Source organism: Halobacillus sp. 12SKB, assembly GCF_052941655.1.
The window spans coordinates 1,565,128-1,587,975 of record NZ_JBRFWR010000001.1 but is presented as its reverse complement, the minus strand read 5'-3'; the positions used below and the strand labels follow the sequence as shown (position 1 = coordinate 1,587,975).

22 protein-coding genes and 1 pseudogene are annotated in these 22,848 nt (G+C 45.1%); all 23 read right to left on the bottom strand.

The features are described 5' to 3' along the window. Window positions 1-395: 395 nt before the first annotated feature. Window positions 396-1,544 carry a non-hydrolyzing UDP-N-acetylglucosamine 2-epimerase gene (wecB, locus tag ACQ4XT_RS07720; RefSeq protein ID WP_446853171.1) on the bottom strand — a complete coding sequence of 383 codons (1,149 nt, stop codon included), beginning with the start codon at window positions 1,542-1,544 and terminating at the stop codon, window positions 396-398. Window positions 1,545-1,574: 30 nt separating this feature from the next. Beyond that, a complete protein-coding gene (upp, locus tag ACQ4XT_RS07715; RefSeq protein WP_160910913.1) occupies window positions 1,575-2,207 on the bottom strand; it encodes a uracil phosphoribosyltransferase in 633 nt (210 codons plus the stop codon). 384 nt (window positions 2,208-2,591) lie between these two features. Beyond that, window positions 2,592-3,848 carry a serine hydroxymethyltransferase gene (gene glyA, locus ACQ4XT_RS07710; protein ID WP_446853170.1) on the bottom strand — a complete coding sequence of 419 codons (1,257 nt, stop codon included), beginning with the start codon at window positions 3,846-3,848 and terminating at the stop codon, window positions 2,592-2,594. A 23-nt stretch (window positions 3,849-3,871) separates the two neighbouring features. Beyond that, complete coding sequence (locus ACQ4XT_RS07705) at window positions 3,872-4,444, bottom strand: TIGR01440 family protein (RefSeq protein ID WP_446853169.1); 573 nt, start codon at window positions 4,442-4,444, stop codon at window positions 3,872-3,874. Window positions 4,445-4,591: 147 nt separating this feature from the next. Continuing rightward, window positions 4,592-5,032: a ribose 5-phosphate isomerase B gene (gene rpiB, locus ACQ4XT_RS07700; protein ID WP_206947519.1), complete on the bottom strand. Its 441-nt coding sequence runs from the start codon at window positions 5,030-5,032 to the stop codon at window positions 4,592-4,594. Between the two features lie 571 nt (window positions 5,033-5,603). Beyond that, window positions 5,604-6,212, bottom strand: coding sequence for a low molecular weight protein arginine phosphatase (locus ACQ4XT_RS07695; RefSeq protein WP_446853168.1), 609 nt, complete (start codon window positions 6,210-6,212; stop codon window positions 5,604-5,606). A gap of 71 nt (window positions 6,213-6,283) precedes the next feature. Further along, complete coding sequence (locus tag ACQ4XT_RS07690; protein WP_446853167.1) at window positions 6,284-6,811, bottom strand: manganese efflux pump MntP; 528 nt, start codon at window positions 6,809-6,811, stop codon at window positions 6,284-6,286. A gap of 69 nt (window positions 6,812-6,880) precedes the next feature. Further along, complete coding sequence (locus ACQ4XT_RS07685) at window positions 6,881-7,915, bottom strand: L-threonylcarbamoyladenylate synthase (protein WP_446855620.1); 1,035 nt, start codon at window positions 7,913-7,915, stop codon at window positions 6,881-6,883. A 229-nt stretch (window positions 7,916-8,144) separates the two neighbouring features. Next, window positions 8,145-8,456 carry a hypothetical protein gene (locus tag ACQ4XT_RS07680; RefSeq protein WP_226592730.1) on the bottom strand — a complete coding sequence of 104 codons (312 nt, stop codon included), beginning with the start codon at window positions 8,454-8,456 and terminating at the stop codon, window positions 8,145-8,147. A gap of 54 nt (window positions 8,457-8,510) precedes the next feature. Further along, on the bottom strand, window positions 8,511-9,107 hold the full coding sequence (gene spoIIR / locus ACQ4XT_RS07675) for a stage II sporulation protein R (RefSeq protein ID WP_446853166.1): 597 nt from the start codon (window positions 9,105-9,107) through the stop codon (window positions 8,511-8,513). 72 nt (window positions 9,108-9,179) lie between these two features. After that, entirely contained in the window at window positions 9,180-10,052 is an 873-nt protein-coding gene (gene prmC, locus ACQ4XT_RS07670; protein WP_446853165.1) for a peptide chain release factor N(5)-glutamine methyltransferase, read from the bottom strand. Between the two features lies 1 nt (window position 10,053). Further along, on the bottom strand, window positions 10,054-11,124 hold the full coding sequence (gene prfA / locus ACQ4XT_RS07665) for a peptide chain release factor 1 (RefSeq protein WP_446853164.1): 1,071 nt from the start codon (window positions 11,122-11,124) through the stop codon (window positions 10,054-10,056). A 200-nt stretch (window positions 11,125-11,324) separates the two neighbouring features. Next, window positions 11,325-11,726, bottom strand: a complete 402-nt coding sequence (locus ACQ4XT_RS07660) for an LptM family lipoprotein (RefSeq protein ID WP_446853163.1) — start codon at window positions 11,724-11,726, stop codon at window positions 11,325-11,327. A 1,132-nt stretch (window positions 11,727-12,858) separates the two neighbouring features. Further along, on the bottom strand, window positions 12,859-13,146 hold the full coding sequence (locus tag ACQ4XT_RS07655; protein WP_446853162.1) for a four-helix bundle copper-binding protein: 288 nt from the start codon (window positions 13,144-13,146) through the stop codon (window positions 12,859-12,861). 15 nt (window positions 13,147-13,161) lie between these two features. Then, on the bottom strand, window positions 13,162-13,848 hold the full coding sequence (locus tag ACQ4XT_RS07650) for a Na-translocating system protein MpsC family protein (protein WP_446853161.1): 687 nt from the start codon (window positions 13,846-13,848) through the stop codon (window positions 13,162-13,164). 723 nt (window positions 13,849-14,571) lie between these two features. Then, window positions 14,572-15,195: a thymidine kinase gene (locus ACQ4XT_RS07645; RefSeq protein ID WP_446855618.1), complete on the bottom strand. Its 624-nt coding sequence runs from the start codon at window positions 15,193-15,195 to the stop codon at window positions 14,572-14,574. Window positions 15,196-15,487: 292 nt separating this feature from the next. Continuing rightward, complete coding sequence (locus tag ACQ4XT_RS07640) at window positions 15,488-15,733, bottom strand: type B 50S ribosomal protein L31 (protein WP_008632303.1); 246 nt, start codon at window positions 15,731-15,733, stop codon at window positions 15,488-15,490. Window positions 15,734-15,894: 161 nt separating this feature from the next. Further along, a pseudogene (rho, locus tag ACQ4XT_RS07635) lies at window positions 15,895-17,180 on the bottom strand (transcription termination factor Rho). A 462-nt stretch (window positions 17,181-17,642) separates the two neighbouring features. After that, on the bottom strand, window positions 17,643-18,611 hold the full coding sequence (glpX, locus tag ACQ4XT_RS07630; RefSeq protein ID WP_089654857.1) for a class II fructose-bisphosphatase: 969 nt from the start codon (window positions 18,609-18,611) through the stop codon (window positions 17,643-17,645). A 57-nt stretch (window positions 18,612-18,668) separates the two neighbouring features. Further along, window positions 18,669-19,955: a UDP-N-acetylglucosamine 1-carboxyvinyltransferase gene (gene murA / locus ACQ4XT_RS07625; protein ID WP_446853160.1), complete on the bottom strand. Its 1,287-nt coding sequence runs from the start codon at window positions 19,953-19,955 to the stop codon at window positions 18,669-18,671. Window positions 19,956-20,022: 67 nt separating this feature from the next. Continuing rightward, window positions 20,023-20,664: a fructose-6-phosphate aldolase gene (gene fsa, locus ACQ4XT_RS07620; protein ID WP_446853159.1), complete on the bottom strand. Its 642-nt coding sequence runs from the start codon at window positions 20,662-20,664 to the stop codon at window positions 20,023-20,025. 121 nt (window positions 20,665-20,785) lie between these two features. Further along, window positions 20,786-21,649, bottom strand: a complete 864-nt coding sequence (gene fba / locus ACQ4XT_RS07615) for a class II fructose-1,6-bisphosphate aldolase (RefSeq protein ID WP_146817642.1) — start codon at window positions 21,647-21,649, stop codon at window positions 20,786-20,788. Between the two features lie 158 nt (window positions 21,650-21,807). After that, the gene (locus ACQ4XT_RS07610; protein ID WP_446853158.1) at window positions 21,808-22,179 is read right to left on the bottom strand and encodes a response regulator; all 372 of its coding nucleotides are present in this window, start codon (window positions 22,177-22,179) and stop codon (window positions 21,808-21,810) included. Window positions 22,180-22,848: the final 669 nt, after the last annotated feature.

Genomic DNA, 22,848 nt, shown 5'->3' with positions numbered 1-22,848 from the left:
GGCGGAGGGGAATGGCGAGACTCCTAACTTAAGTGTGCAGGCGCCTTGATCAGCGGCGTATGGACTGGACGGAGCTGGCGGAGATAAAGGAAACACGAAGAACGGAGTGATTCGATGTTGACTTATCGTACAGAAGCGAGGGAAGTCTCACTAGCCGCTAGGCGCCGGAACCGGATATCGTAGAGGAAAAAAGTGCAGGGTGAGACCCCACAGGACGCAGTCCGAGGAGGCTCACCGCGCTCCCGCGGAAAGCGAGCTATTCCCCGCAGCCCCCAGAACCACACAATCGTCTAGAAACTGAGTCTTCAAGAAACGGGAGCTATTATAAAAGAAAGTTCGTTGGATGATAAAGGAAAAGGACGAGGTCTTGGTGACCTCGTCCTTTTAATTAATTCTTATTCGATTTCAAATGGTGCAGGTTTGTCTTCACGATGTTTGAAGAAGTAACGAATCGCCTCTGCAATGCGGGCAGAAGCTTGACCGTCTCCATACGGGTTGGAGGCTTTGGCCATCGCTTCATGATTTTTGTCATCCGATAACAATTCATGTGCAAGATGGAAAATGTGATCCTCTTCCGTTCCTGCAAGCTTCAAAGTTCCTGCCTCAATTCCCTCCGGACGTTCTGTCGTGTCACGAAGGACAAGGACAGGCACCCCTAAAGAAGGAGCTTCTTCCTGGACGCCGCCTGAATCGGTCAAGATGAGATGCGCTCTTGATGCGAAATTGTGGAAATCAATGACATCAAGAGGATCAATCAGCTTGATTCGATCGTCATTTCCTAAAATTTCATCAGCTGTCTCTTTGACCACCGGATTTAAGTGAACCGGATAGACAACTTGAATATCGTCATGCTCCTGAACAAGACGCTTAATCGCACGGAACATTTGCTTCATGTTGTTTCCGAGGTTTTCACGACGGTGTGCTGTCATCAGAACAAGGCGTTTATCCCCTACTTCATCAAGCACTTCAGACGCATAGTCTTCCGCTACCGTGGTCTGTAAAGCATCAATAGCTGTATTCCCGGTAACAAAGATATTGTCTTCCGACTTATTTTCAGCAAGAAGATTGTCTCTTGATTTATTGGTCGGTGCAAAATGAAGGTCTGCCATGACACCTGTCAGCTGACGATTCATTTCTTCAGGGAACGGGGAGTACTTGTTCCATGTACGCAATCCTGCTTCCACATGGCCCACAGGAATTTGGTTGTAGTAGGCAGCCAGAGAAGCAGCGAATGTTGTCGTCGTGTCACCATGGACAAGGACCACATCCGGTTTTGTTTCTTTCATCACTTCATCCAAACCTTCCAAAGCACGAGTGGTTACTTGAGCAAGTGACTGGCGGGCTTTCATGATATCAAGATCAAAATCTGGTTCAATATCAAAAATACTCAACACCTGGTCCAGCATCTCTCTATGCTGAGCGGTTACTGCAACGATTGGTTCAAACTGTTCCGAACGTTTTTTCAACTCAAGGACGAGCGGCGCCATTTTTATAGCTTCCGGTCTTGTCCCGAATATCGTCATTACTTTAATGCGTTCTGTCATGAGTGCTCCTCCTTTAATGAGGAAGTGGTTTTATTTAGTTCCGTACAAACGGTCTCCCGCATCTCCTAATCCTGGTACAATGTATCCTTTTTCGTTCAATTTTTCATCAAGAGCTGCAAGGTAAATGTCCACGTCCGGATGCTCTTCCTGCACAGCTTCTACACCTTCAGGCGCAGCTACTAGACACATTAAACGAATTTGTTTTGCTCCACGTTTCTTCAAGGAGTGGATTGCTTCATTGGCTGATCCGCCTGTCGCAAGCATCGGATCGATGACAATCAGTTCACGTTCTTCAATATCACTTGGAAGCTTCACATAATATTCGACGGGCTGCAATGTTTCTGGATCGCGGTAAAGTCCGACATGTCCGATTTTCGCAGCTGGAATCAATTGGATAATTCCATCCACCATACCAAGCCCGGCTCTTAGAATAGGAACAAGTCCAATCTTCTTACCTGTCAGTACTTTTGCCTTCGCATCCTGTACAACTGGTGTATCGATAGACACTTCTTCTAGTGGAAGATCTCGGGTGATCTCAAAGGCCATAAGTGCTGCTACTTCATCTACTAATTCACGGAAGTCTTTTGTCCCTGTCTCTTTTTTACGTATGTACGTCAACTTATGTTGAATCAATGGGTGATCCAGTACATAAACGTTTGCCATTGCCATTCACTCCTTCTGAAAATTTACATCCTTTAAATTGTACAGAAAAAGAAACCTCTCCGCAACCTATGATCGTATTACGAATTATTACAAAAATGCTCCCTTTAGTTGAAAACTCAATTTCGAGATGTTTCGGGGTTCGTTGCCTATGGTGAGCGTCAGGGGTGGCTGGGAATGGCGAGACTCCTGCGGGAAAAATGTGCTTGGTGAGACCCCACAGGACGCAGTCCGAGGAGGCTCACCGCGTTCCCGCGGAAAGCGAGTCATTCCCCGCAGGCCCCATCCACTCAACAAAAGTCTTGAATTCAATTCTTCAATAATCCTGCCAGATTCTTTAATAAGAGCCACTAGATCAATCTAGTGGCTCTTGGTGAATTCCATTTATTAAATGGAAGAAAAGTTGAGTGTCTGATATAACGGGAAGCGGGACGTTAATTCGCGTACACGTTTTTCCGCTTCTTTCATTTTCGCTTCATCTTCATGATGATCTAGAGTGAAGGCGATCAGATCTGCAATTTCCTCCATTTCCGCTTCCTTGAAGCCACGGCTCGTAACAGCCGCTGTACCAATACGGATACCGCTTGTTACGAACGGGCTTTCAGGGTCGAACGGGATGGCGTTTTTATTTGTCGTAATACCAATATCGTCTAAAGCTTTTTCTACTACTTTGCCGGTCAAGCCTTTGCTGCGTAAGTCAAGTAAGAGTAAGTGGTTGTCTGTGCCACCAGAAACAAGATCTACCCCTTTTTCAACAAGGGATTCGCCCAATTGCTTCGCATTGGCGATGATTTGTCGGGAATATGTTTTGAATTCTGGTTGCAAGGCTTCCTTAAAGGACACAGCTTTAGCTGCAATGATGTGCATTAAAGGACCACCTTGCATTCCTGGGAAAACAGTCTTGTCGATCTTCTTAGCGAAAGACTCTTCACAAAGAATCATTCCACCACGAGGACCACGCAATGTTTTATGGGTCGTTGTCGTGACGAAATGAGCGTGAGGTACAGGATTCGGGTGTAGCCCTGTAGCCACCAGCCCTGCGATATGTGCCATGTCGACCATAAGATAAGCTCCGACCTCATCAGCGATTTCACGGAATCTAGCAAAATCAATTTCTCTCGGGTAAGCGCTGGCCCCTGCAACGATTAATTTAGGTTGTACTTCTTTGGCTTTTTGAAGCACAGCATTATAATCAATCGTTTCATCTTTCTCGTCCACACCGTACTCTTCAAAATTGTACAACTTACCACTGAAGTTAACGGGGCTACCATGGGTCAAGTGACCGCCGTGATTCAAATTCATACCGAGCACCGTATCACCATGTTCAAGCACGGTGAAATAAACAGCCATATTCGCTTGCGCACCAGAGTGCGGCTGAACGTTTGCATGATCGGCACCAAACAGTTCTTTCGCGCGGTCACGGGCTAAGTTTTCAACAACGTCTACGTGTTCACAACCCCCGTAGTAACGACGGCCCGGATAGCCTTCCGCATATTTATTCGTAAGCACAGAACCCATCGTTTCCATCACTGCTTCTGAAACGAAGTTTTCTGAAGCAATCAATTCAATATTATCCTGTTGGCGTTGTCTTTCATCTTGAACGGCTGCAAAAATTTCTGCATCTGCTGATTTTACATGATTCATGGTCTAGCTTCCCCTTTCCATTCCTAATGATCACAAGAACCTGCTTCTTCTTGACTTACATAAACCGCACGTGCCCCACCTATGAGAGGAGGTCGAGTTTTCGCTGCCGTAATGTGTGCGTGGCCGATATTTTTTTGAGCCACACGAAGTGGAACGGCTATACGCTTCAAGTGCATCCCGATGAGTGTGTCACCGATATCCAGTCCACCCTTGGCTTCTATCCTCTCCACAAGTACTGGATCTTTCATATGCTTATAAGCAAAGGAGGCCATTGATCCACCCGCCGTGGGAACAGGAACAGCAGAAACTTCTGTCAAACGCTCCTTTTCCATCACTGAACGGTCGACAACTAACGAACGATTCAAATGTTCACAGCACTGAAAAGCGAGATGAACGCCGGCGCGCTCTGAAAGATGTTGCAGCTCACTGAAAACCACTTCAGCAATGGCTTCACTTCCTGAAGTACCGATTTTTTCCCCTGCAATCTCACTTGTTGAACAACCAATAACAAAAACACCCGGTTGAAGGCTGCCCGTTTCCATAAGCTGATCAACAACAGAACGAACATCCGTTTGAATCTTCTTGACATCCGTCACTATTCTACCCCCTCTATGTGTGAGCACATATAGGGTAAACACCCTATAAGCGGCTTATTTTACAAAAAAAGGAGAAGCGTCAGGCTCCTCCTTCAATTGTCAGCATCAGCTATTAAAAAAGCTTCAGCTTTTCTATATCCCATTGTATTACTTATTTTCATATTCGGCAATCTTACTAACACGTCTTTTGTGACGACCTGCTTCGAAGTCTGTTGACACCCATGTTCTCGCAATTTCGCGAGCTAAACCTGGTCCGATGACACGTTCGCCCATGCATAATACGTTCGAGTCGTTATGTTCACGAGTGACTTTAGCAGTGAAAAGATCATGTACCAACGCGGCACGAATTCCTTTCACTTTATTAGCGGAGATCGACATACCGATCCCGGTTCCACAGATGAGGATCGCTTTATCAAATTCTCCGTTTGCTACACGTTCTGCTGCTGGGATTGCGTAGTCTGGATAGTCGACGGAATCTTCACAATCACACCCGATGTCTTCGAATTCTACTTCAAGTTCATTCAAAACGTCTGCTACTTCTTTTCGTAAGTTCACTCCGCCATGGTCGGAGGCAAGGATCACTTTCATCTATAGACACTCCCGTCTTCTAATATCAATCTTATCGTGACAGTTTCCCTCTCCCCTGTCAATGCTCTCCATCCCACTCTTTCCATCTACCACCCCTTCTATTTTATTAAAGTATTTGGCAGGATTGTGTAAGACTTGATTTCGAGACTTTCGTTGGAGTTTAGGGGCTCCGGGAAAAGGTTCGCTTTCCGTGGGCGAGTGATGAGCCTCCTCGAGCTAACGCTCTGCGGGGTCTCATCTACCACGCACTTCCCACAGGAGTCTCACCGGAATGTCTTACGAAAAGTGGGCGGAGGGGAATGGCGAGACTCCTGCGGGAAAAAAGTGCAGGGTGAGACCTCACAGGACGAAGTCCGAGGAGGCTCACCGCGCTCCCGCGGAAAGCGAGCTATTCCCCGCAGCCCCCATCCACTCTACAAAAGTATCGAAACTGAGTCTTCAAAAATAGGGAGATTTTCTGGAAAAGGAGGATATAAAAAATCCCAGAGGAGTCTCTGGGATTTTGGGGATATGTATAGATGATGTCATAAAACAATGAGAGGACGAGGATGGCATGTGTGAAAGAACCGTCTTATTCCTCGTCGTGAAGCTTCTCTACGAGACGTTCAATGTAGTGATTTAATTCATCACGGGTATTCCGGTAAATGGTGATATTACCCCCGAAAGGGTCTATGATATTCAAATCTGGAAGCTCTTTCTCCCGCTGGTCGATTTCTTTTATTTCTTTCTCAAGTTCAGCGAACAATTTTTGTTCCAGTTCCTGATCATCCATCTTGCCTTTGTATTCATTTATAATAGACAGACGCTTCTCTTCAAAGGCTGCGTAAAGGTTCTTTAAGTGCTGCCATTGATTTTCATCAATGAGGACATACTCTTTTAGCGTATAGTATTTTTCTTGATAGTCTGGATATTGGAGTGCGAGGGTTTGTTTATGACGGTCGGTCATGGTGAGTACAAGGTCTGCCCATTCCAAAAGATCCCGATCGATAGGTCTTGTTTTGTGGCTCAGTTCTAAATCGATTTCCCGAAGAACGAGTTCCGAATTCTTTGCCAGAGGTTCTCCTTTGCCCGCGAAAATTCCTGCGGATTGAACATTTCCTTCTTCAAACTTCGATTTAAGCAATGCTTCAGCCATTGGGCTTCGGCATGTATTTCCAGTACAGACAAATAATATATTCATAGCCAATCTTCCCCTCATCGATAGTCCATTTTCTCTATAGTACCATAGGTACAGATCAGACGAAAAATATGTCAAAAAATGGCATTCAACCCTAATGCACACAATATACTTCCTCCAAGAAGTTCACTGTATGTTCCAAGTAAACCTCCGGCTCGACGGCCGATAATGAAGCCTGTCCATGTCAGCACCATACTGAATACACCGAAGGAAAGGACAGAGATAAACACTTCCGCTTCCCTTAAGCCTAAACTAAATCCAACCGGGAAGCTGTCAATGCTTACGCTTAATGCGAATAACCACACCCCGATACCAGTCATTCGGTATGAAACGGAGTGTTTTTCAGTGAACGAAGCAAAGACCGCATAAGCGCCTAAGCCAAACAACATAACTCCCCCTGCTAATTCAGCCCATTCCGCTGCACTATCTGACAGCCACTTTCCAAGTAAGATTCCTAATCCAGGCATGACCATATGAAAAACTCCGATGACAATCCCAGTAAAAAAAGCGTGCCTTAACCTTACCGCTTGCAACCCCATTCCTAATGAAACAGAGAATGCGTCCAGACCTAAAGCGATCGATAACAAGATGAGTGATGTCATATGCTCCAACTGAAACTTCCCCTCCCCGGACATGCTATATCATCGTATGCATGAGAGAAGGGGCGTATGTCAGTAGGTTTGTATTCTTTTGACAGCGGCTTTATTCAATCGGTTCATAATAGCCGCTCCTACACCTTCTTCAGGAAAAGTTTCACATAGAATCAGGTCTACATCAGACTTTTTGAATTCTCTTAAGGCTCCATAAAGTTTTTCTGCTACTTGATTAAGCTGGGATCTTGAACCACAACGTATAAGAGAATTGTGGCTGAGTTTTTCAGCTAGTTCATCACTTGCAATCACTCCGACGCGGTTTCCATCTTTCTTCAATTGATGAAGTTGATCGGAAAAGAAAGCATCATTGCCATCCACCAGCCACAGCGGTGCTTCCGGTGCGTAGTGCGTATATTTCATTCCCGGAGATTTAGGTTTCTGTTCTTCATCCGCCAGAGCGGGATCCATCATTACTTGCGGCAGAATTTTTTCTAAATCTTCCTTTGTTACCCCGCCCGGCCTTAAAATGATAGGGATTTCAGTCGTGCAGTCCACAACGGTTGATTCCACTCCGACACCTGTCGGACCCCCGTCCAAAATGCCGGCAATTTTTCCATCCAAATCCTGATAGACGTGATCGGCCGTGGTAGGACTTGGTCTTCCAGATCGATTTGCGCTTGGCGCGGCTAATGGTTTTTCCGTTTTACGGAGTAAGGAAAGAGCAAGGGGGTGATCCGGCATTCGAATTCCAATTGTGGATAATCCCGCCGTCACATTTTCAGCGGCTGTCCCATTACTCTTGAGAACAAGAGTCAACGGGCCAGGCCAGAATTCATCCATCAGTTTCCGTGCCACAGGGGAAATCTCAGATACTAACTGACTCACTTGATCCTCATCTGCCACATGAACAATTAAAGGATTATCTGCTGGTCGGCCTTTGGCCTCAAAAATCCGTTGGACCGCCTCTTTTTCCGTTGCATCCGCACCTAAACCGTAGACTGTTTCCGTCGGAAAAGCGACCACCTGTTTTTCCCTAAGTAGAGCCGAAGCTTCTTGGACATGAGCATCCATATCTTTTGAGTTCTTCCTTTGTTTCCACCATTTTGTTTCCATACTCATCGTACGTACCCCTTTATTCCGTATCTGCTGTCACTGTCTATTATGATTAATTCTACAAAATATCGCAAATTTAGACATTATTCACAAGATGTCCTCAAGTTATCCACAATTTTACCCACATATCCAAAGAATCCGTTAGTAAATTTGAGTATGGAATTTTTTTATTCACAAGTTATTAACAAACAATACCCCTTTTGTGAATAACTAAGCGACTTATGCACAATTAACTGTGATTAACTTCATAAATCCACAATCTTTTTTCGACATCCTTTTTCTTGAACTGTTGGTGTTGCAAAAGAAAGTCGAGTGTATCGGAATGGCTTTCCACATGCAGCTCTTTTAACCCTACTTTTCCCACATAGGTTTGGATCACTTCAAACACCTCTAAGATCCTACCGGGAGAAATATGATCTTTTACTTGAAGCTGTTCAAGCTTGCCGGCTCCCTTGGATAGTTGGATCAGCCGGAACGATCCGATCGGCTGGTCGGCTTTCTTCAATTGATACAGCTCATCCTCTACTTGTTCGATATACATAATAGAATCCACACCCCTTTGTTCTACTCTATGAAAAGGGGTGTGGATTCTATGCTAGGAAAAGATGCTTTCCCATATTTTCACGACAAAGAACTGCACTTCTTCTTCCTCTTCTTTTTCTACTTCTTCTTCCGTCACTTCTTCTGCTTCTGCTACACTCGTACCATTAGAGAAATCAAGGAAACATAAAGGCGGGAACAAGACACACCACCAGTTATCCCCTTTTCCTTCTCCCAATGTAATGAGAATCGCTTCATATTCTCCAGCCGGATAGACAAAGGAACCATATAGCTTCGTCGGAAATTGAACACTAGAATCGTAATCGACCGTATAATTCTGTTGGATCCCTTCCTTATCAAGGGTTTGCCCTACAATTTCCTGAAGCTCAGGCAGACGACTTTGAATCAATTCCCGCGCTGCTTCGATCGAAGTCAATTCAGCTACCCATTCCGTAATTTCAGCATTGACCTCGTCTCTAACCATACGTTTGACTTTTTGATCCGCCTGGTCATTACTATCCGCTAATATGCGAAGACGAATGGCTTCATCCGGAATTATCTGAAATTCAGGCTGTGCTTTCGTTTGTTGTCCCCACGGGAGGACCGCAATAATAATAGATAAAGATAATAATAAGAGCAAACTGTTTTTCATTTTCTTTTCCTCCCTGTCCCTCTACTAGTCGCTAGTATGGACAGGAAGCATAGACTTTAAACGATAAATCTATTAATCTTCTATTTTATTGGTAAAGGCAAAGACCATGCGATCCTTCCCATTTATATCCCGCCGTACCTCTGTATGGAATTCCGGCATCATCTCGTGGATAAGCGCTGAGACCGATGCCCCTTGCTCATGACCAATTTCAAAAGCGATGCATTTCGGCCTTTGTTTCATATTAGAAGTTTGGATAAGGATGGTTTTATAAGCAGCCAGCCCTTCTTCTTCAGCAAATAAAGCCATCTCCGGATCGAAATCCACCACCGTATCCTCCATTTTTTCTTTTTCAGAAAAAGCAATATACGGAGGATTGGACACAATAATGTCGAATGGCTGATCAAGCAGCGATTCCAGAAAGTTCCCTTGGTAAAATTGAACATCAGCGCCGTGACGTACTGCATTCTTCTCGGCTATTTCAAGAGCTTCTCCTGATAGATCCACACCGCTTACATCACTGCCCGGAAGTTCGGTCGCAAGCGTGATTGCAATGACCCCGCTTCCTGTACCAAGGTCAACAATCCTTGGAGCTTTCATGTTGTTCTGACGGACATAATCCATAACGCCAAGAACCAGCTCTTCGGTTTCAGGCCTTGGAATCAGAACGTTTTCACTGACTTGAAATTCCCGTCCATAAAAATGACCGACGCCTGTAAGGTGCTGAAGAGGCACCCCTGTATCCGCATGCTGCCTGACTGCTTGAACGAACCGGATTTCCAATTCCTCAGGTAACGATTCATCGTCAAAGGCAAGAAGCTGGGATGGTGTCCAATTCAAAAAATGTTCCAGTAATAAATCAGCCACCCTCGGTTCCCTTTGATGTTGTTGTAAAAAAAGAGAAGCCCAGCGGCGGGCTTCCCGAATCGACGTAAAAGTAGGCTGCATACTATTCACCAATCTGCTCCATTTTTTTCGTCTGCTCTTCAATTAAGAGAGCATCAATAATTTCGTCCATGTTCCCCTGGAGAATCTGATCAAGCTTCTGTAACGTTAGACCGATCCGGTGATCCGTCACACGTGTCTGTGGGAAGTTGTACGTACGGATTCGCTCAGAACGGTCTCCTGTACCTACAGCTGACTTACGGTTTTCATCGTATTCTGCCTGGGCTTCCTGTTGAAACTTATCATAAACACGAGCACGAAGAACTTTCATCGCCTTCTCTTTGTTTTTGATCTGAGATTTTTCATCCTGACAAGAGACAACGGTTCCCGTAGGTTCGTGAGTCAGACGTACAGCAGACATGGTGGTATTAACACTCTGTCCTCCCGGTCCACTTGAAGCGAAGGTATCAACTCGAATATCCTTATCATGCAGCTCTACTTCGACTTCTTCCGCTTCAGGCATGACAACGACAGTCGCGGTAGAAGTATGAATACGCCCACCTGATTCCGTTTCAGGTACACGCTGGACGCGGTGAGCGCCGTTTTCGAACTTCAGCTTGGAATAAGCCATGTTTCCAGACACCATAAAGATGATTTCCTTGTAACCACCAACGTCACTTGCATTCGCTTCAATGACTTCCGTTTTCCATCCTTGGGCCTCTGCATAACGTGCGTACATACGGTAAAGATCACCTGCAAATAGAGCGGCTTCATCTCCACCTGCTGCGCCACGCACTTCCATGATGACGTTCTTATCATCGTTCGGGTCTTTCGGCAGCATGAGAACTTTCAAGCGTTCTTCAAGATCTTGTTTGCGGGTGGACAGTTCATGAATTTCTTCTTTGACCATTTCCACCATATCCGCATCCATTTTGTCGTCAAGCATCGCCTTCGCATCATCCAGTTGCTCTGCCACTTCTTTATACTCACGATAAGCCATCACTGTTTCCTGCAGCCCGGATTGTTCTTTGGAATACTCACGCAGTTTATTCGTATCAGAAATAATTTCAGGATCACTAAGTAATTCGTTTAACTTTTCATAACGATCTTCTAATGTTTGTAAACGTTCGATCAATGGTATGCACCTCTTTCTCCATAACATTCTAATTATATTATAGAGAGGTCATGGATACAACCGCTCAACCCATTCCTCAAGAAGATGACCTCACGAAATCCGCTTCCACTCCACAGGCTATTCTTTAAGTTGAAAAAGGGAAACAACTTTCTCCCACGGATCTCCCGCAGACCTCTAGTCATTTCCCCGTATAAAGTAAGTTATTTAATCTTTACATGAATGTCATAACGGGGGACAGCCTGGTAAACAGCTTCCTGGATTTGAGCTTCCCATTCGGCTCTTTCCTCTTTGGAAAGATCCTCATCTCCTTTGATGTGTACCGTCACCCACGCTTGGTTAGCTTCAAGCGCAATCCTTTTCACTTCGACCCCGGAAAGTTGCTGGGCTGCTTCTTTCATATTCTCCCTATCCTGCTTCAGTCCCCACGTATGTCCGACTTTGTTCATGGAACGTGGACTCTCCTGTCCGCGAGTCACTTCATTATTGTAGCCCATGTTCTCTATATCATCACGGCTTGTCATGCCTTGATATTTGTCTCCCTGCAACCCGCACGCACTTAACAAAACAACAGCCATTCCAGCCATAAGTAAAAATCGTTTCATCTCTAGCACCTCTTCTCTTTTTACCGTTATTGTCTCCGAAACCACTCCACTTATGCCCCATTAGTTATTTAACATAATGGCAGGACTGTGGAGGACTTGATTTCGAGGCTTTTGTTGAGGGGGTTGGGGCTGCAGGGAATAACTCGCTTTCCGCGGAAGCGCGGTGAGCCTCCTCGGACTTCGTCCTGTGGGGTCTCACCAAGCACTCTCTTCCCGCAGGAGTCTCGCCATTCCCCTCCGCCCCTTTGCCATATTGGTGGCTCGAAACCACTTCTAGAAACAGTTCATTCTCAACTTGATGGAAGTGGTCTAATTATGCACCCGAGTCAGGTATTTGGATTCCTAACCTTAGAGCAATTCTTGCGTACAACATAGGGATTCCTTTTTGGTGAATGAGTGCGTTTATCATATATATTAATGCGATGGTGGTTGGGAAGCTGCGATACTCCCGCGGGCGGGAGAAGGAGATAGGCGCGATCCCGCACGGCCTTAGCCCGAGGAAGCTCGTCTTCCACAACCCCTGCTCTCTAGTTGAAAAGATCTCTATATCGAGCTTTCACGATCAGCTTATGACGCAAGTGTCTGGACGATGGAGCAAGACGAACCTTTTCCCGGAGCCCCTAAACTCTCACAAAAGTCTCGACAATAAGTCTTTAAGTAAAGGGAACATTAGTGAATGAAGCGTAAAAAAACCAAGCGGGAGGGGCCGCTTGGTTTGATGACTTACTCTTGGATGAGTAACTGATATTTTTTAGGAATAATGTTTTCTTCTTTGATTTTTTTCAGGTACTTTTCAGCATCTGAATAATTTTCAAATACCAAATCCTTGTTATCTTTCCTAAACTCAATAACGATACGGTGGCTATCTAATCCAACTATACGATACAGAGCGCATACTCCTTTCGTTGAGCATAATCAGCTCAAAAACACAAAAAAGCCGAAAAGTATCCACTTGTAGAAAGAAAGATACTTTTCGGCTTTTGTCTAGCTCTATTGTCCAGATCAATGTTACCGAATAATATATAAAAATGTTATCTTCGTTCAATGGTTAAGCACAAGTAAGGATCAAACGTTTTCGTTTCATCCCAATCTCTATTATAGTACAGAATAGACGATATGAAAACAGCCGGGATCAAACGGATTTCTTCATGTCTTCTTGTCTAATCCTTTGATTCCCTTCAAGCTCCTCACACAAATGGACATACTCTAAACACATGAGGTATATTTTATCGTTTTCCATCACCCCAAGCGTCAAGCATTCTTCTGCCGCCATTTTGCAAACTTCCGCACATGAAGCAGCCATTTCATCCATAAGCGGGCTGTTTTTCTGTACAGTTTCTACCGCGTACTTATAGGCATTCATGCATTCTTCAAGCAATAACGTTTTCTCCAGCAGCTTGCTGTTCTTTTCGCCGACCATTCTATATCCCCCTCTCTATGGTTTCAATATTAGAACCATATAACTACGGTCCTTATTGAAATCCCAGTCTACAAAGGCATCTTCTACGCTTGCGCCAAGAATCGTTTCAAAAGAGGCATGATTCAAAAGACGTTTTTCCAGCCTCCGTTTGGAAATTTTTAAAGGCTGTTCGTATCCTGCTTGGATCATTTCCTTCTCAATAGCTACCAATATTCCATTCCGTTCTATCAGTAATGTCCGTTCATTCAGCAAAAATGATCGAATAGAAACAGGTGTTTTTTCTGCTTTCCTGCTCAGTTCTTCCACTTCTTCATGTACAGCGTCTTTGTGTTCATAAGATTTTAATCCATCATCGTCTTCAGGGTTATCTGTAGTAATCACTCCGATGAGTACACCGGTTTGTCTAGATAAAGACCAGTCATAATATAGATTGTCGACATATATTCCCGCACTGGCGCGAAACGTTGCTTTTATATCAGGAATCAACTCTCTCATCATGAGGTCTCGTGTTTCTTCCACTTTTTTATCATTTTTCTGCCCAACTAAAACCCGTTCCATTGGCGCAAGAAAATCTTTCAAATAAATGGTAAGGAATTTCCCTTCCATAGAGACGAATACAGAGGAGGGTCCTTTTCCGAAGTGGTCACGCAGCAACTTACCAATATAGCTCGACATTTCTGATTGAATAGATCTTTTCTCCATTCCTATCCCCCCAGACCAAACGTTTATCTACATTTAAAGTATCACATAACACCGTTTTTTAAACGGAACCGAGCACATCGAGTAAATAAGACAGCACATTCATTCCACTAACTGGCAGGATTATGGAAGACTCACTTTCGAGATGTTCTGGGGGTTCGTTACCCGGGTTGGGCGTCAGGGGCGGCTGGGAAGCTACTCGCTTTCCTGTGGGGGAGTGCCGAGCTTCCTCGGGCTACCGCCCTGCGGGATCTCGCCGATCTCCTTTCTCCCACGGGAGTCTCGCAGCTTCCCAACCACCCCATTCTATGAAGGTGATCAACGACCCCCATTATTGTGGGAGGATGCCTTCCACTATCCTGCTTTTATAAGAATAAAGCGCTCTATAACAAGCTTTTCTCATGCAGAATTTCGTCCTTAGGAGTTCATCCCCTCCAATTACCAGGTCCATAAAAGAAGCTAATTCCGGAAGGGGTTTCGAGACACTTATATCGCAAAGGGGCGAAGGAGAATGGCGAGACTCCTGCGGGAAGAAAGTGCAGGGTGAGACCCCACAGGACGCAGTCCGAGGAGGCTCAACGCGCTCCCGCGGAAAGCGAGCTATTCTCCTCCGCCCCCATCCACTCAACATAAGTCTCGAAACTAAGTCTTCCATTATAGGGAGCTTCTATTTAAAAATAGGGAAAAAGAAAAAGACAGCTGGAGATCAGCTGTCTGAGTAGTGGTTTATGTTGTTTTTTCAGCGTAAACCTTTTTCACTTCCTGTTGCCTGGGCTTGTTAGGTACTGCGTGATGATGGCGGCAACGCGGTTCGTATGATTCTGAGGCACCAACCAGGATGATTGGGTCGTCATAGGAAGCGGGCGCTCCATCGATCAAGCGTTGAGTACGGCTGGCCGGTGAACCACAAATAGGGCAGATGGCATTTAATTTTGTGACACTTTCACTCAGTGCCATCATTTCAGGCATTTTGCCAAAAGGTTCACCTCTGAAGTCTGTATCCAGTCCAGCGACGATGACGCGTATGCCTTTGTCTGCCAAACACTCTACGACCTCTACGATATGCTCGTCAAAAAACTGCAATTCATCGATTCCTACGACATCCACTTCATCCGTCACATGTTGAAGGATGTCCAACGAGCTTTTCACAGGACGAGCCATCACAGAAGTGCCATTATGAGATACAACTGCATCTTCTTTGTACCGGTCATCAATCGCAGGTTTATAGACACGGACTGTCAAATTACCGAAAGTCGCACGCCTGACACGGCGGATCAACTCCTCTGATTTCCCGCTGAACATACTTCCGCAGATGAGTTCGACCCATCCGCTTTGTTTCATTACATACACGTCTACTGTCGCTCCCTTCTCACTCAATCAAGCTTCAAATATGGGGGGATCATCCGGTATCCTCCCCTTTATTTCAACAAAAAAGAGCTCCCTTGATGACGCCGATTTAAAGGCGGCTTTGATCACCAAGGACAGCTCCCCTTATTGATAAGTCCTTTGCAGAGTATAGCGTCTTTCTCACAAAGACTTTTATACCCCTATTTTTTGACAAAAAAACAGGCAAACATCTGAGACAATTTGCCTGTTTTTGTTCAAAATGATGAAGCCCCCCTCAAAAGAGGGGGTATCATAATTATGAAAGGTTATATTTCTTCTTGAAGCGATCCACACGGCCGCCAGCTTTGTCAGCTTTCTGCTTACCTGTGTAGAACGGGTGAGACGCAGAACTAATCTCTACGCGGATCAATGGATACGTGTTTCCATCTTCCCACTCGATCGTTTCTTCAGAAGTCTTAGTAGACCCTGTTAGAAACTTGAAATTAGAACTTGTGTCTAGGAATACGACTTTACGGTATTCTGGATGAATTCCTGCTTTCATGTTCTTCCACTCCTTTTTGCCCTGAATCCTTTGGAAACAGAGTTATTGTAAGAGCCGTCGAAGGTTCGTGATAACACCTTGTACTGAAACTCACATAGAATGATTATAACAGGGGCTCCCCCCTGATGCAACATCCAGTTTCAAGAAACCGTGAAACCTTTTTAACGACGGGCGGTTGTTGCTTTACCTTTCATATCTTTATCCATAAGGTCGAAAAACTCTTCATTATTTTTCGATGCTCTCAAGCGGCGCAGGAACCTGTCCGTGAAGTCCTGAGAATCAGACATGGATTTCCGAATGGCCCAGATTTTATCAAGGTGAGTTTGCGGCAGAAGCAACTCTTCTTTTCTTGTTCCTGAACGAAGAATATCAATGGCAGGGAGATCCGGCGCTCGGCAAGGCTGCGGTCAAGATGCAGTTCCATATTTCCTGTCCCTTTGAATTCCTCATAAATGACGTCATCCATGCGCGAGCCTGTATCCACAAGCGCGGTGGCAAGAATCGTCAAGCTCCCGCCCTCTTCAATGTTACGCGCAGCACCGAAGAACCGTTTCGGACGATGGAAGGCAGCCGGGTCGATTCCTCCTGACAATGTACGTCCGCTTGGTGGGATAACCAGGTTATACGCACGAGCTAGACGAGTGATGCTGTCCATGAGAACAATAACATCACGCTTATGCTCAACAAGACGCATGGCTCTTTCCAGCACCAGTTCAGAAACCTTAATGTGGTTCTCAGGAACTTCATCGAACGTAGAGCTGACAACATCCACATCAGGCGCGACCGAGCGTTCAATATCGGTTACCTCTTCCGGACGTTCATCAACAAGCAGAATGATAAGCTTCGCGTCGGGGTGGTTCGTAGAGATGCTGTTGGCCATCTGCTTTAAAAGCATCGTCTTTCCTGCTTTTGGTGGAGCGACAATCAGACCACGCTGGCCGTAACCAACAGGCGACATCAAATCCATGATTCGTGTGGAAAGCTTTTTCGTCTCCGTTTCAAGCTTCATTTGACGATCCGGATACAATGGAGTCAATGCAGGGAAGTGTACTCTTTCCTTTGCAGAGTCTGGATCCTCACCATTTACCGCGTCCACATGTAAAAGACCATAATAACGTTCGTTCTCTTTCGGTGGACGCACCTTACCGGATACCTTGTCCCCGTTTCTTAGATCAAAACGACGGATTTGTGATGCAGAAATGTAGATATCCTCTGCGCTTGGAGAATAATTGATCGGTCGTAAAAATCCGAATCCTTCTGAAGGTATAATCTCAAGAATACCGTCCATGAAAAGAAAACCATCTTTTTCAGCCTGTGCTTTTAAAATCGCAAAAATCAATTCGCGCTTTGTTAGTTTTGCATAATAAGAGACTTTATATTGCCTAGCTTTGGCATAAAGCCCTTTCAATGTCATTGTTTCTAAATTGGAGATTGTTAAATCCGCCACGTAATCACCACTTTTTATTAGTTTTCTTTATTTTGAAGTCATGCAGACGAACGCATAAAAACCTTTGTCAGACATGAAGTTTTTCACATCCCTAAAGAAGGAAAGGCTAAAAACCCTCAGACATGACGTCTTTTTACATATTGAATTAAAAACTTCTCTAAAGGATTTATTGAATGGTCCTGCTTTAATAGAAGATCTGCTTCCCATACAGAGGATAACATTCCTTCAGCAGAACTTTTTTTGTTAGAAGAATGAGAAGAAGTTTAAGTGAAGTCAATAAATAGAAGCATAAGGGGACGTGTGTCACTACCTTCTATCCTAATCAAACAATCTTTATTGTACTCCTGTCTTTCTACAGTTTCAATGTTAATTTCTGAAATGTTTAAGAAGGTGGGCTATTTGAGATGAAGAGGAAGCTGGTTGTGCTACAGCTTCCTCTCTCTTTGTTGAAGGATGTTTTCGTTATGGTTTCATGACTAAGTTTGGCTTTTTCTTCAGGCTGTGGTCGCCGTCAATGAAGCGGACCGTACCTGATTTAGCTCTCATCACTAACGTTTGAGTCGTGGCTTTCTGTCCTTTAAACTGCACGCCTTTGAGGAGTTCTCCATCGGTGACACCGGTAGCTGCAAAGATCGCATCATCCCCTCCACAGAAGTCTTCCATGTAAAGGACTTTATCGACATCTTCAATCCCCATCTGTTCACAACGTAAACGTTCCTCGTCATTGGCAGGAAGGAGCTTGCCCTGGATTTCGCCTCCAAGACATTTCAGCCCGACAGCTGCGAGCACTCCCTCAGGCGCGCCGCCTATTCCAAATAGAATATCCACCCCTGTATGATCAAAGGCTGTATTGATGGCTGCGGCGACATCACCGTCAGGGATCAGCTTGATTCTTGCGCCAGCCTCACGGATCTCCTCAATGATCCCCTGGTGGCGTTCTCGATTCAAGACGACGGCAACGACATCTTCCACATCTTTCTTTTTAGCCTCAGCGACGGCTTGCAGATTTTCAGCAATGGAAGCATTGATATCCACTTTTCCCACAGCCTCCGGACCTACGGCTATTTTATTCATATACATGTCAGGGGCATGTAACAGCTGCTTATGATCAGCGATAGCAATGACAGCAAGGGCATTCCATGTACCTTGGGCCACGATATTCGTCCCTTCGAGTGGATCGACAGCCACATCCACTCTCGCTCCGTAGCCATTGCCAAGTTTTTCACCGATATAAAGCATAGGCGCTTCATCCATTTCCCCTTCTCCGATCACGACTGTCCCTTTCATCGGGATCGTATCAAACACATCGCGCATGGCTGAGGTTGCCGCATCATCAGCTTCCTCTTTCTTACCTCTTCCCATCCAACGCGCCGATGACAATGCTGCTGCTTCTGTGACTCTTACTAATTCCATCGATAGACTTCTTTCCATGGTGATCTCCCCAATCAATCAAAGATTTTTCCTCATCTCCCCATGGAAATCATGAACCTATGAATTTTGGAATTGCTCGATTTCTTCGTCTGACATTTCCTCATACCAGACTTTTGCACCTAAGTCGATCAGCTTGTTCGTAATGTTTTCATATCCTCGTTCAATGTGGTCCACACCTGTGATTTCGGTGACACCTTCAGCCATCAGTCCAGCTATGACCAGAGCTGCACCTGCACGGAGGTCTGTCGCTTTCACTTTCGCCCCCTGCAACTTGGAAGGGCCTGTCACAATAGCAGAACCACCTTCGACTTTGATGGAAGCATTCATACGCCTCAATTCATCAACATGCTTGAAACGGGCCTGATAGATGGTATCTGTAACGACACCTGTGCCCTGGGTCTGTGTGAGCAAGGAAGTAAACGGCTGCTGCAAATCTGTCGGAAAGCCTGGATACACGAGTGTTTTAATGTCAACGCTCCGCAAGTCTTTCCCTGGTTTGACGTACAGCTGCTCATCATTTTCTTCGATGGTGACTCCCATCTCTCTCAACTTCGCCAATAGCGACTCCAAGTGCTGCGGAATGACGTTATCAATGATCATCTCCTCGCCTTGTGCAGCAGCCATAATCGTGTACGTGCCTGCTTCAATCCGGTCGGGGATGATCGTATGAAGACATCCTTTCAGTGTATCCACACCTTCTATACGGATGACGTCTGTTCCTGCACCTTTGATTTTTGCCCCCATACTTGTCAACAGGGTGGCCACATCAATGATTTCAGGTTCCTTCGCTGCATTTTCGATGACCGTCTTCCCTTTTGCACGGACGGCAGCCAGCATGATATTGATCGTAGCCCCCACACTGACGACATCTAAATAAATACGGGCACCTTTCAGTTCTCTCGCACGAAGATAAATCGCTCCTTGTTCATTTGTCACTTTAGCACCAAGAGCTTCAAACCCTTTAATGTGCTGATCAATCGGTCTTGGCCCTAAATGACAACCACCAGGCAGGCCGATGACAGCCTTATTAAAACGACCAAGCATCGCTCCCATAAAATAATAGGAAGCTCTCAGCTTTTTAACTTTCCCATTCGGCAAGGGCATGTCGACCATTTCAGAGGGATCGATATGTACGGTTCTTCCATCTTTACGCACCGAGCCACCGATCTCTTCCAACAAGTCCGACAAGATCCCGACATCAGAAATGTCCGGAAGACCTTCGATGGTCACAGGGGTTTCTGCCAAAATTGCTGCTGGCAGCAAGGCTACAGCACTGTTTTTTGCACCGCTCACCCGGACCTGTCCACGTAATGGTCTTCCGCCTTCCACTAATAGTTTATGCATGTGAAACTCCTCGCTTTAAGGTGAAGATTATGATTTTAGTATGTGCAATATTTTCCAAAGCACACGACTATTTTTGATTATTCCAGTCATTCAAGAATTTTTCAATCCCCTGATCCGTCAATGGGTGTTTAACAATCTGACTCAGAACTTTGAAAGGAATCGTAGCAATGTGCGCCCCGTGTATAGCAGCTTCTGTTACGTGAACAGGGTGGCGGACAGATGCTGCAATGATTTCTGTATCAATGGCATGACGGTCAAAGATTTCTGAAATCTGCGCCACGAGTTCCATTCCGTTATGACCGATATCATCCAGTCTTCCAAGGAATGGTGATACGTAGGAGGCACCGGCACGGGCTGCCATCAAAGCCTGATTGGCTGAGAAAACCAAGGTTACATTTGTTTTGATATTCAAATCACTGAAAGCTTTCACTGCTTTCAGGCCTTCCAGCGTCATCGGGACTTTCACTGTAATGTTCGGCGCAATCGCAGCAAGTTCCTTCCCTTCTTGAATCATCCCTTCTGAATCTTCAGAGATAACCTCTGCACTGACAGAACCATCCACTTCATCGGTGATTTCTTTCAGACGGTCATGAAAAGAAACTCCTTCTTTCGCGACAAGGCTCGGATTTGTCGTTACACCCGCTAAGAGCCCTAATGCATTCGCTTCCCGAATATCTTCTATGTTAGCCGTATCGATGAAAAATTTCATATCCCCACTCCTCTTCGCTTCATTTTTTTGCTCCAAATTGATGAAAAAGGTCGAATGATGGCGTTTTCATACATGATGAAAAGGAAACCGCTACAATGTAGCGGCTTCCTCCAAACTATTTTTACGCTTTTTGAGAAGATCCGAATTCACGCATCTTGCCAATAACTGTTTCCTTGATCGCATCACGACCAGGTCCAAGATATTTACGTGGATCGTACTGTTCAGGCTGTTCAGCAAGAATCTGACGAACGGCTTTACCTTGAGCCATTTGGTTCTCAGTGTTTACGTTAATCTTAGCTGTACCGAAAGAAATAGCTTTCTTGATATCAGCTGTCGGGATACCTGTACCACCGTGAAGAACAAGTGGCTTGTCAACAAGTCCCATGATTTCTTCCATGCGGTCAAAGCCAAGGTTCGGCTCACCTTTGTAAGGTCCGTGTACAGAACCAAGCGCTGGTGCAAATACGTCAACGTTTGTTTCGTCAACCAATTGCTTACACTCAGAAGGGATTGCATATGCTGCTTCAGCATCGTCAACGATGATGTCATCTTCTTGTCCACCTACACGGCCAAGCTCTGCTTCAACAGATACCCCGTGGATGTGTGCAAGCTCAACAACCTTACGAGTAACTGCAATGTTCTCTTCAAGTGGATCGTGGGAAGCATCAATCATTACAGAAGTGAATCCAGCGTGGATCGCTTCTGCACATTTTTCAAAGCTTGAACCATGGTCCAAGTGAATCGCAACAGGTACCGTTGTACCGTAAGACTTCATCAGTGCTTTTACCATGTCGACAACAACGTTGAAGCCGCCCATGTAACGTGCTGCACCTTCAGATACACCCAGGATTACTGGAGACTGCTCTTCTTCAGCAGCCTGAAGAATCGCTTGAGCATATTCTAAGTTATTAAGGTTGAACTGACCTACGCCGTAGCGTTCTTCCTTAGCTTTTTCTAGCATTTCTTTCATTGATACTAGTGGCATGAAAGAATCCTCCTTTAGTTAGCGTACTGCATTGTATTTACAAGTCTGTTTCCATACGAAAACACACCATGTAAGTTTGGTTACAGTAATAGAATACCAATACCCTTTCTATGGTGCAACAGCAGGAGGATTATATAGCGCTTACATCAAGAAAAAAGTCATGAACGGCTGTGAACAAGGGTTCCATTAACCATTTCTTTCAATTTATGGATGTCGAATGGCTTAGTTATGATATCGGTTACAAAAGGAAAATCCACTTCCTTCTCAATTGACTCCTTGGATGCCCCTGTAATGATGATGACGGGTGAACCAAAGTGCATTTCTTCTAAGTAGAGCAACACTTCTCTGCCGTGCATGACAGGAAGATTATAATCCATAATAATAAGATCCATGTCCTGTTCTTCCACAAGGTCACATGCTTCACGGCCAGTTTTTGCGCTAACGGTTTCGTATCCCTCTGTTTTGAGGATTTCCTCTAACAGGAGTCGTATTCCTGGCTGGTCGTCCACGATAAGGATTCGATTTGCCATGCTTTCTACCTTCCCTTCTATCATCTTTTTAGTATAAATTCCTCTCACTATCTCTCTATCCATGTATTTTCTATATAGGAATGACGTATTCCTGCGCACGTACGTTCTGTTTGTCAAAATTTCTGTAAAAATTTCTCTTTCCACTATGGGGAAGACTCCGTTTCGAGACTTTTGTTGAGAGTATGGGGGCTGCGGGGAATAGCTCGCTTTCCGCGGGAGCGCGGTGAGCCTCCTGATATGAACGAAACTGTCAAGATACCCCTACTACATTTATCGTTGGATTAAAATAAGACGCTTTAAAGAAGAGAAGCTGTTTTTAGCTTCTTTATCAATGGTGGATTTTTGTCTTGATAAGACACAGTGGGTCCTTCTTTAGCTTACTGATTCCTTCTCATCCCTTGGAGTGGCTGTCAAGTGCTTTCCTTGACTGTCACTCCAAGGGATGAGACTCTATTTTCAAGCTTAAGAAGATACTTTCCTCCTTTTCGTTAGACGATGAGGGCACGGCACGAAGGCAAAAACTCAGCTGCGGTTAGCATTCTGATATTCGTGGGTTTTCACATTTTATCTTTCCGTATAAAGGACGTTTCCACTAACTCGGAACGTGCGTTAATCTGAGTAGATATAGCACAAAGGAGGCACGTGGGTTTTCCTTTCCGGTGTTCTTCT

Coding starts and splice junctions, on each gene's coding strand:
- ACQ4XT_RS07655 (WP_446853162.1), bottom strand. CDS start 13,146: ATGGTCGGCGAAAAGAACAGCAAGCTGCTGGAGAAAACGTTATTGCTT.
- ACQ4XT_RS07650 (WP_446853161.1), bottom strand. CDS start 13,848: ATGGAGAAAAGATCTATTCAATCAGAAATGTCGAGCTATATTGGTAAG.
- glyA (WP_446853170.1), bottom strand. CDS start 3,848: ATGAATCATGTAAAATCAGCAGATGCAGAAATTTTTGCAGCCGTTCAA.
- prmC (WP_446853165.1), bottom strand. CDS start 10,052: ATGCAGCCTACTTTTACGTCGATTCGGGAAGCCCGCCGCTGGGCTTCT.
- ACQ4XT_RS07660 (WP_446853163.1), bottom strand. CDS start 11,726: ATGAAACGATTTTTACTTATGGCTGGAATGGCTGTTGTTTTGTTAAGT.
- fsa (WP_446853159.1), bottom strand. CDS start 20,664: ATGAAATTTTTCATCGATACGGCTAACATAGAAGATATTCGGGAAGCG.
- glpX (WP_089654857.1), bottom strand. CDS start 18,611: ATGGAAAGAAGTCTATCGATGGAATTAGTAAGAGTCACAGAAGCAGCA.
- fba (WP_146817642.1), bottom strand. CDS start 21,649: ATGCCACTAGTATCAATGAAAGAAATGCTAGAAAAAGCTAAGGAAGAA.
- spoIIR (WP_446853166.1), bottom strand. CDS start 9,107: ATGAAAAACAGTTTGCTCTTATTATTATCTTTATCTATTATTATTGCG.
- upp (WP_160910913.1), bottom strand. CDS start 2,207: ATGGCAAACGTTTATGTACTGGATCACCCATTGATTCAACATAAGTTG.
- rpiB (WP_206947519.1), bottom strand. CDS start 5,032: ATGAAAGTGATCCTTGCCTCCGACCATGGCGGAGTGAACTTACGAAAA.
- murA (WP_446853160.1), bottom strand. CDS start 19,955: ATGCATAAACTATTAGTGGAAGGCGGAAGACCATTACGTGGACAGGTC.
- ACQ4XT_RS07610 (WP_446853158.1), bottom strand. CDS start 22,179: ATGGCAAATCGAATCCTTATCGTGGACGACCAGCCAGGAATACGACTC.
- ACQ4XT_RS07680 (WP_226592730.1), bottom strand. CDS start 8,456: ATGTATATCGAACAAGTAGAGGATGAGCTGTATCAATTGAAGAAAGCC.
- ACQ4XT_RS07695 (WP_446853168.1), bottom strand. CDS start 6,212: ATGAATATATTATTTGTCTGTACTGGAAATACATGCCGAAGCCCAATG.
- wecB (WP_446853171.1), bottom strand. CDS start 1,544: ATGACAGAACGCATTAAAGTAATGACGATATTCGGGACAAGACCGGAA.
- ACQ4XT_RS07690 (WP_446853167.1), bottom strand. CDS start 6,811: ATGACATCACTCATCTTGTTATCGATCGCTTTAGGTCTGGACGCATTC.
- ACQ4XT_RS07685 (WP_446855620.1), bottom strand. CDS start 7,915: ATGGAAACAAAATGGTGGAAACAAAGGAAGAACTCAAAAGATATGGAT.
- ACQ4XT_RS07640 (WP_008632303.1), bottom strand. CDS start 15,733: ATGAAAGCAGGAATTCATCCAGAATACCGTAAAGTCGTATTCCTAGAC.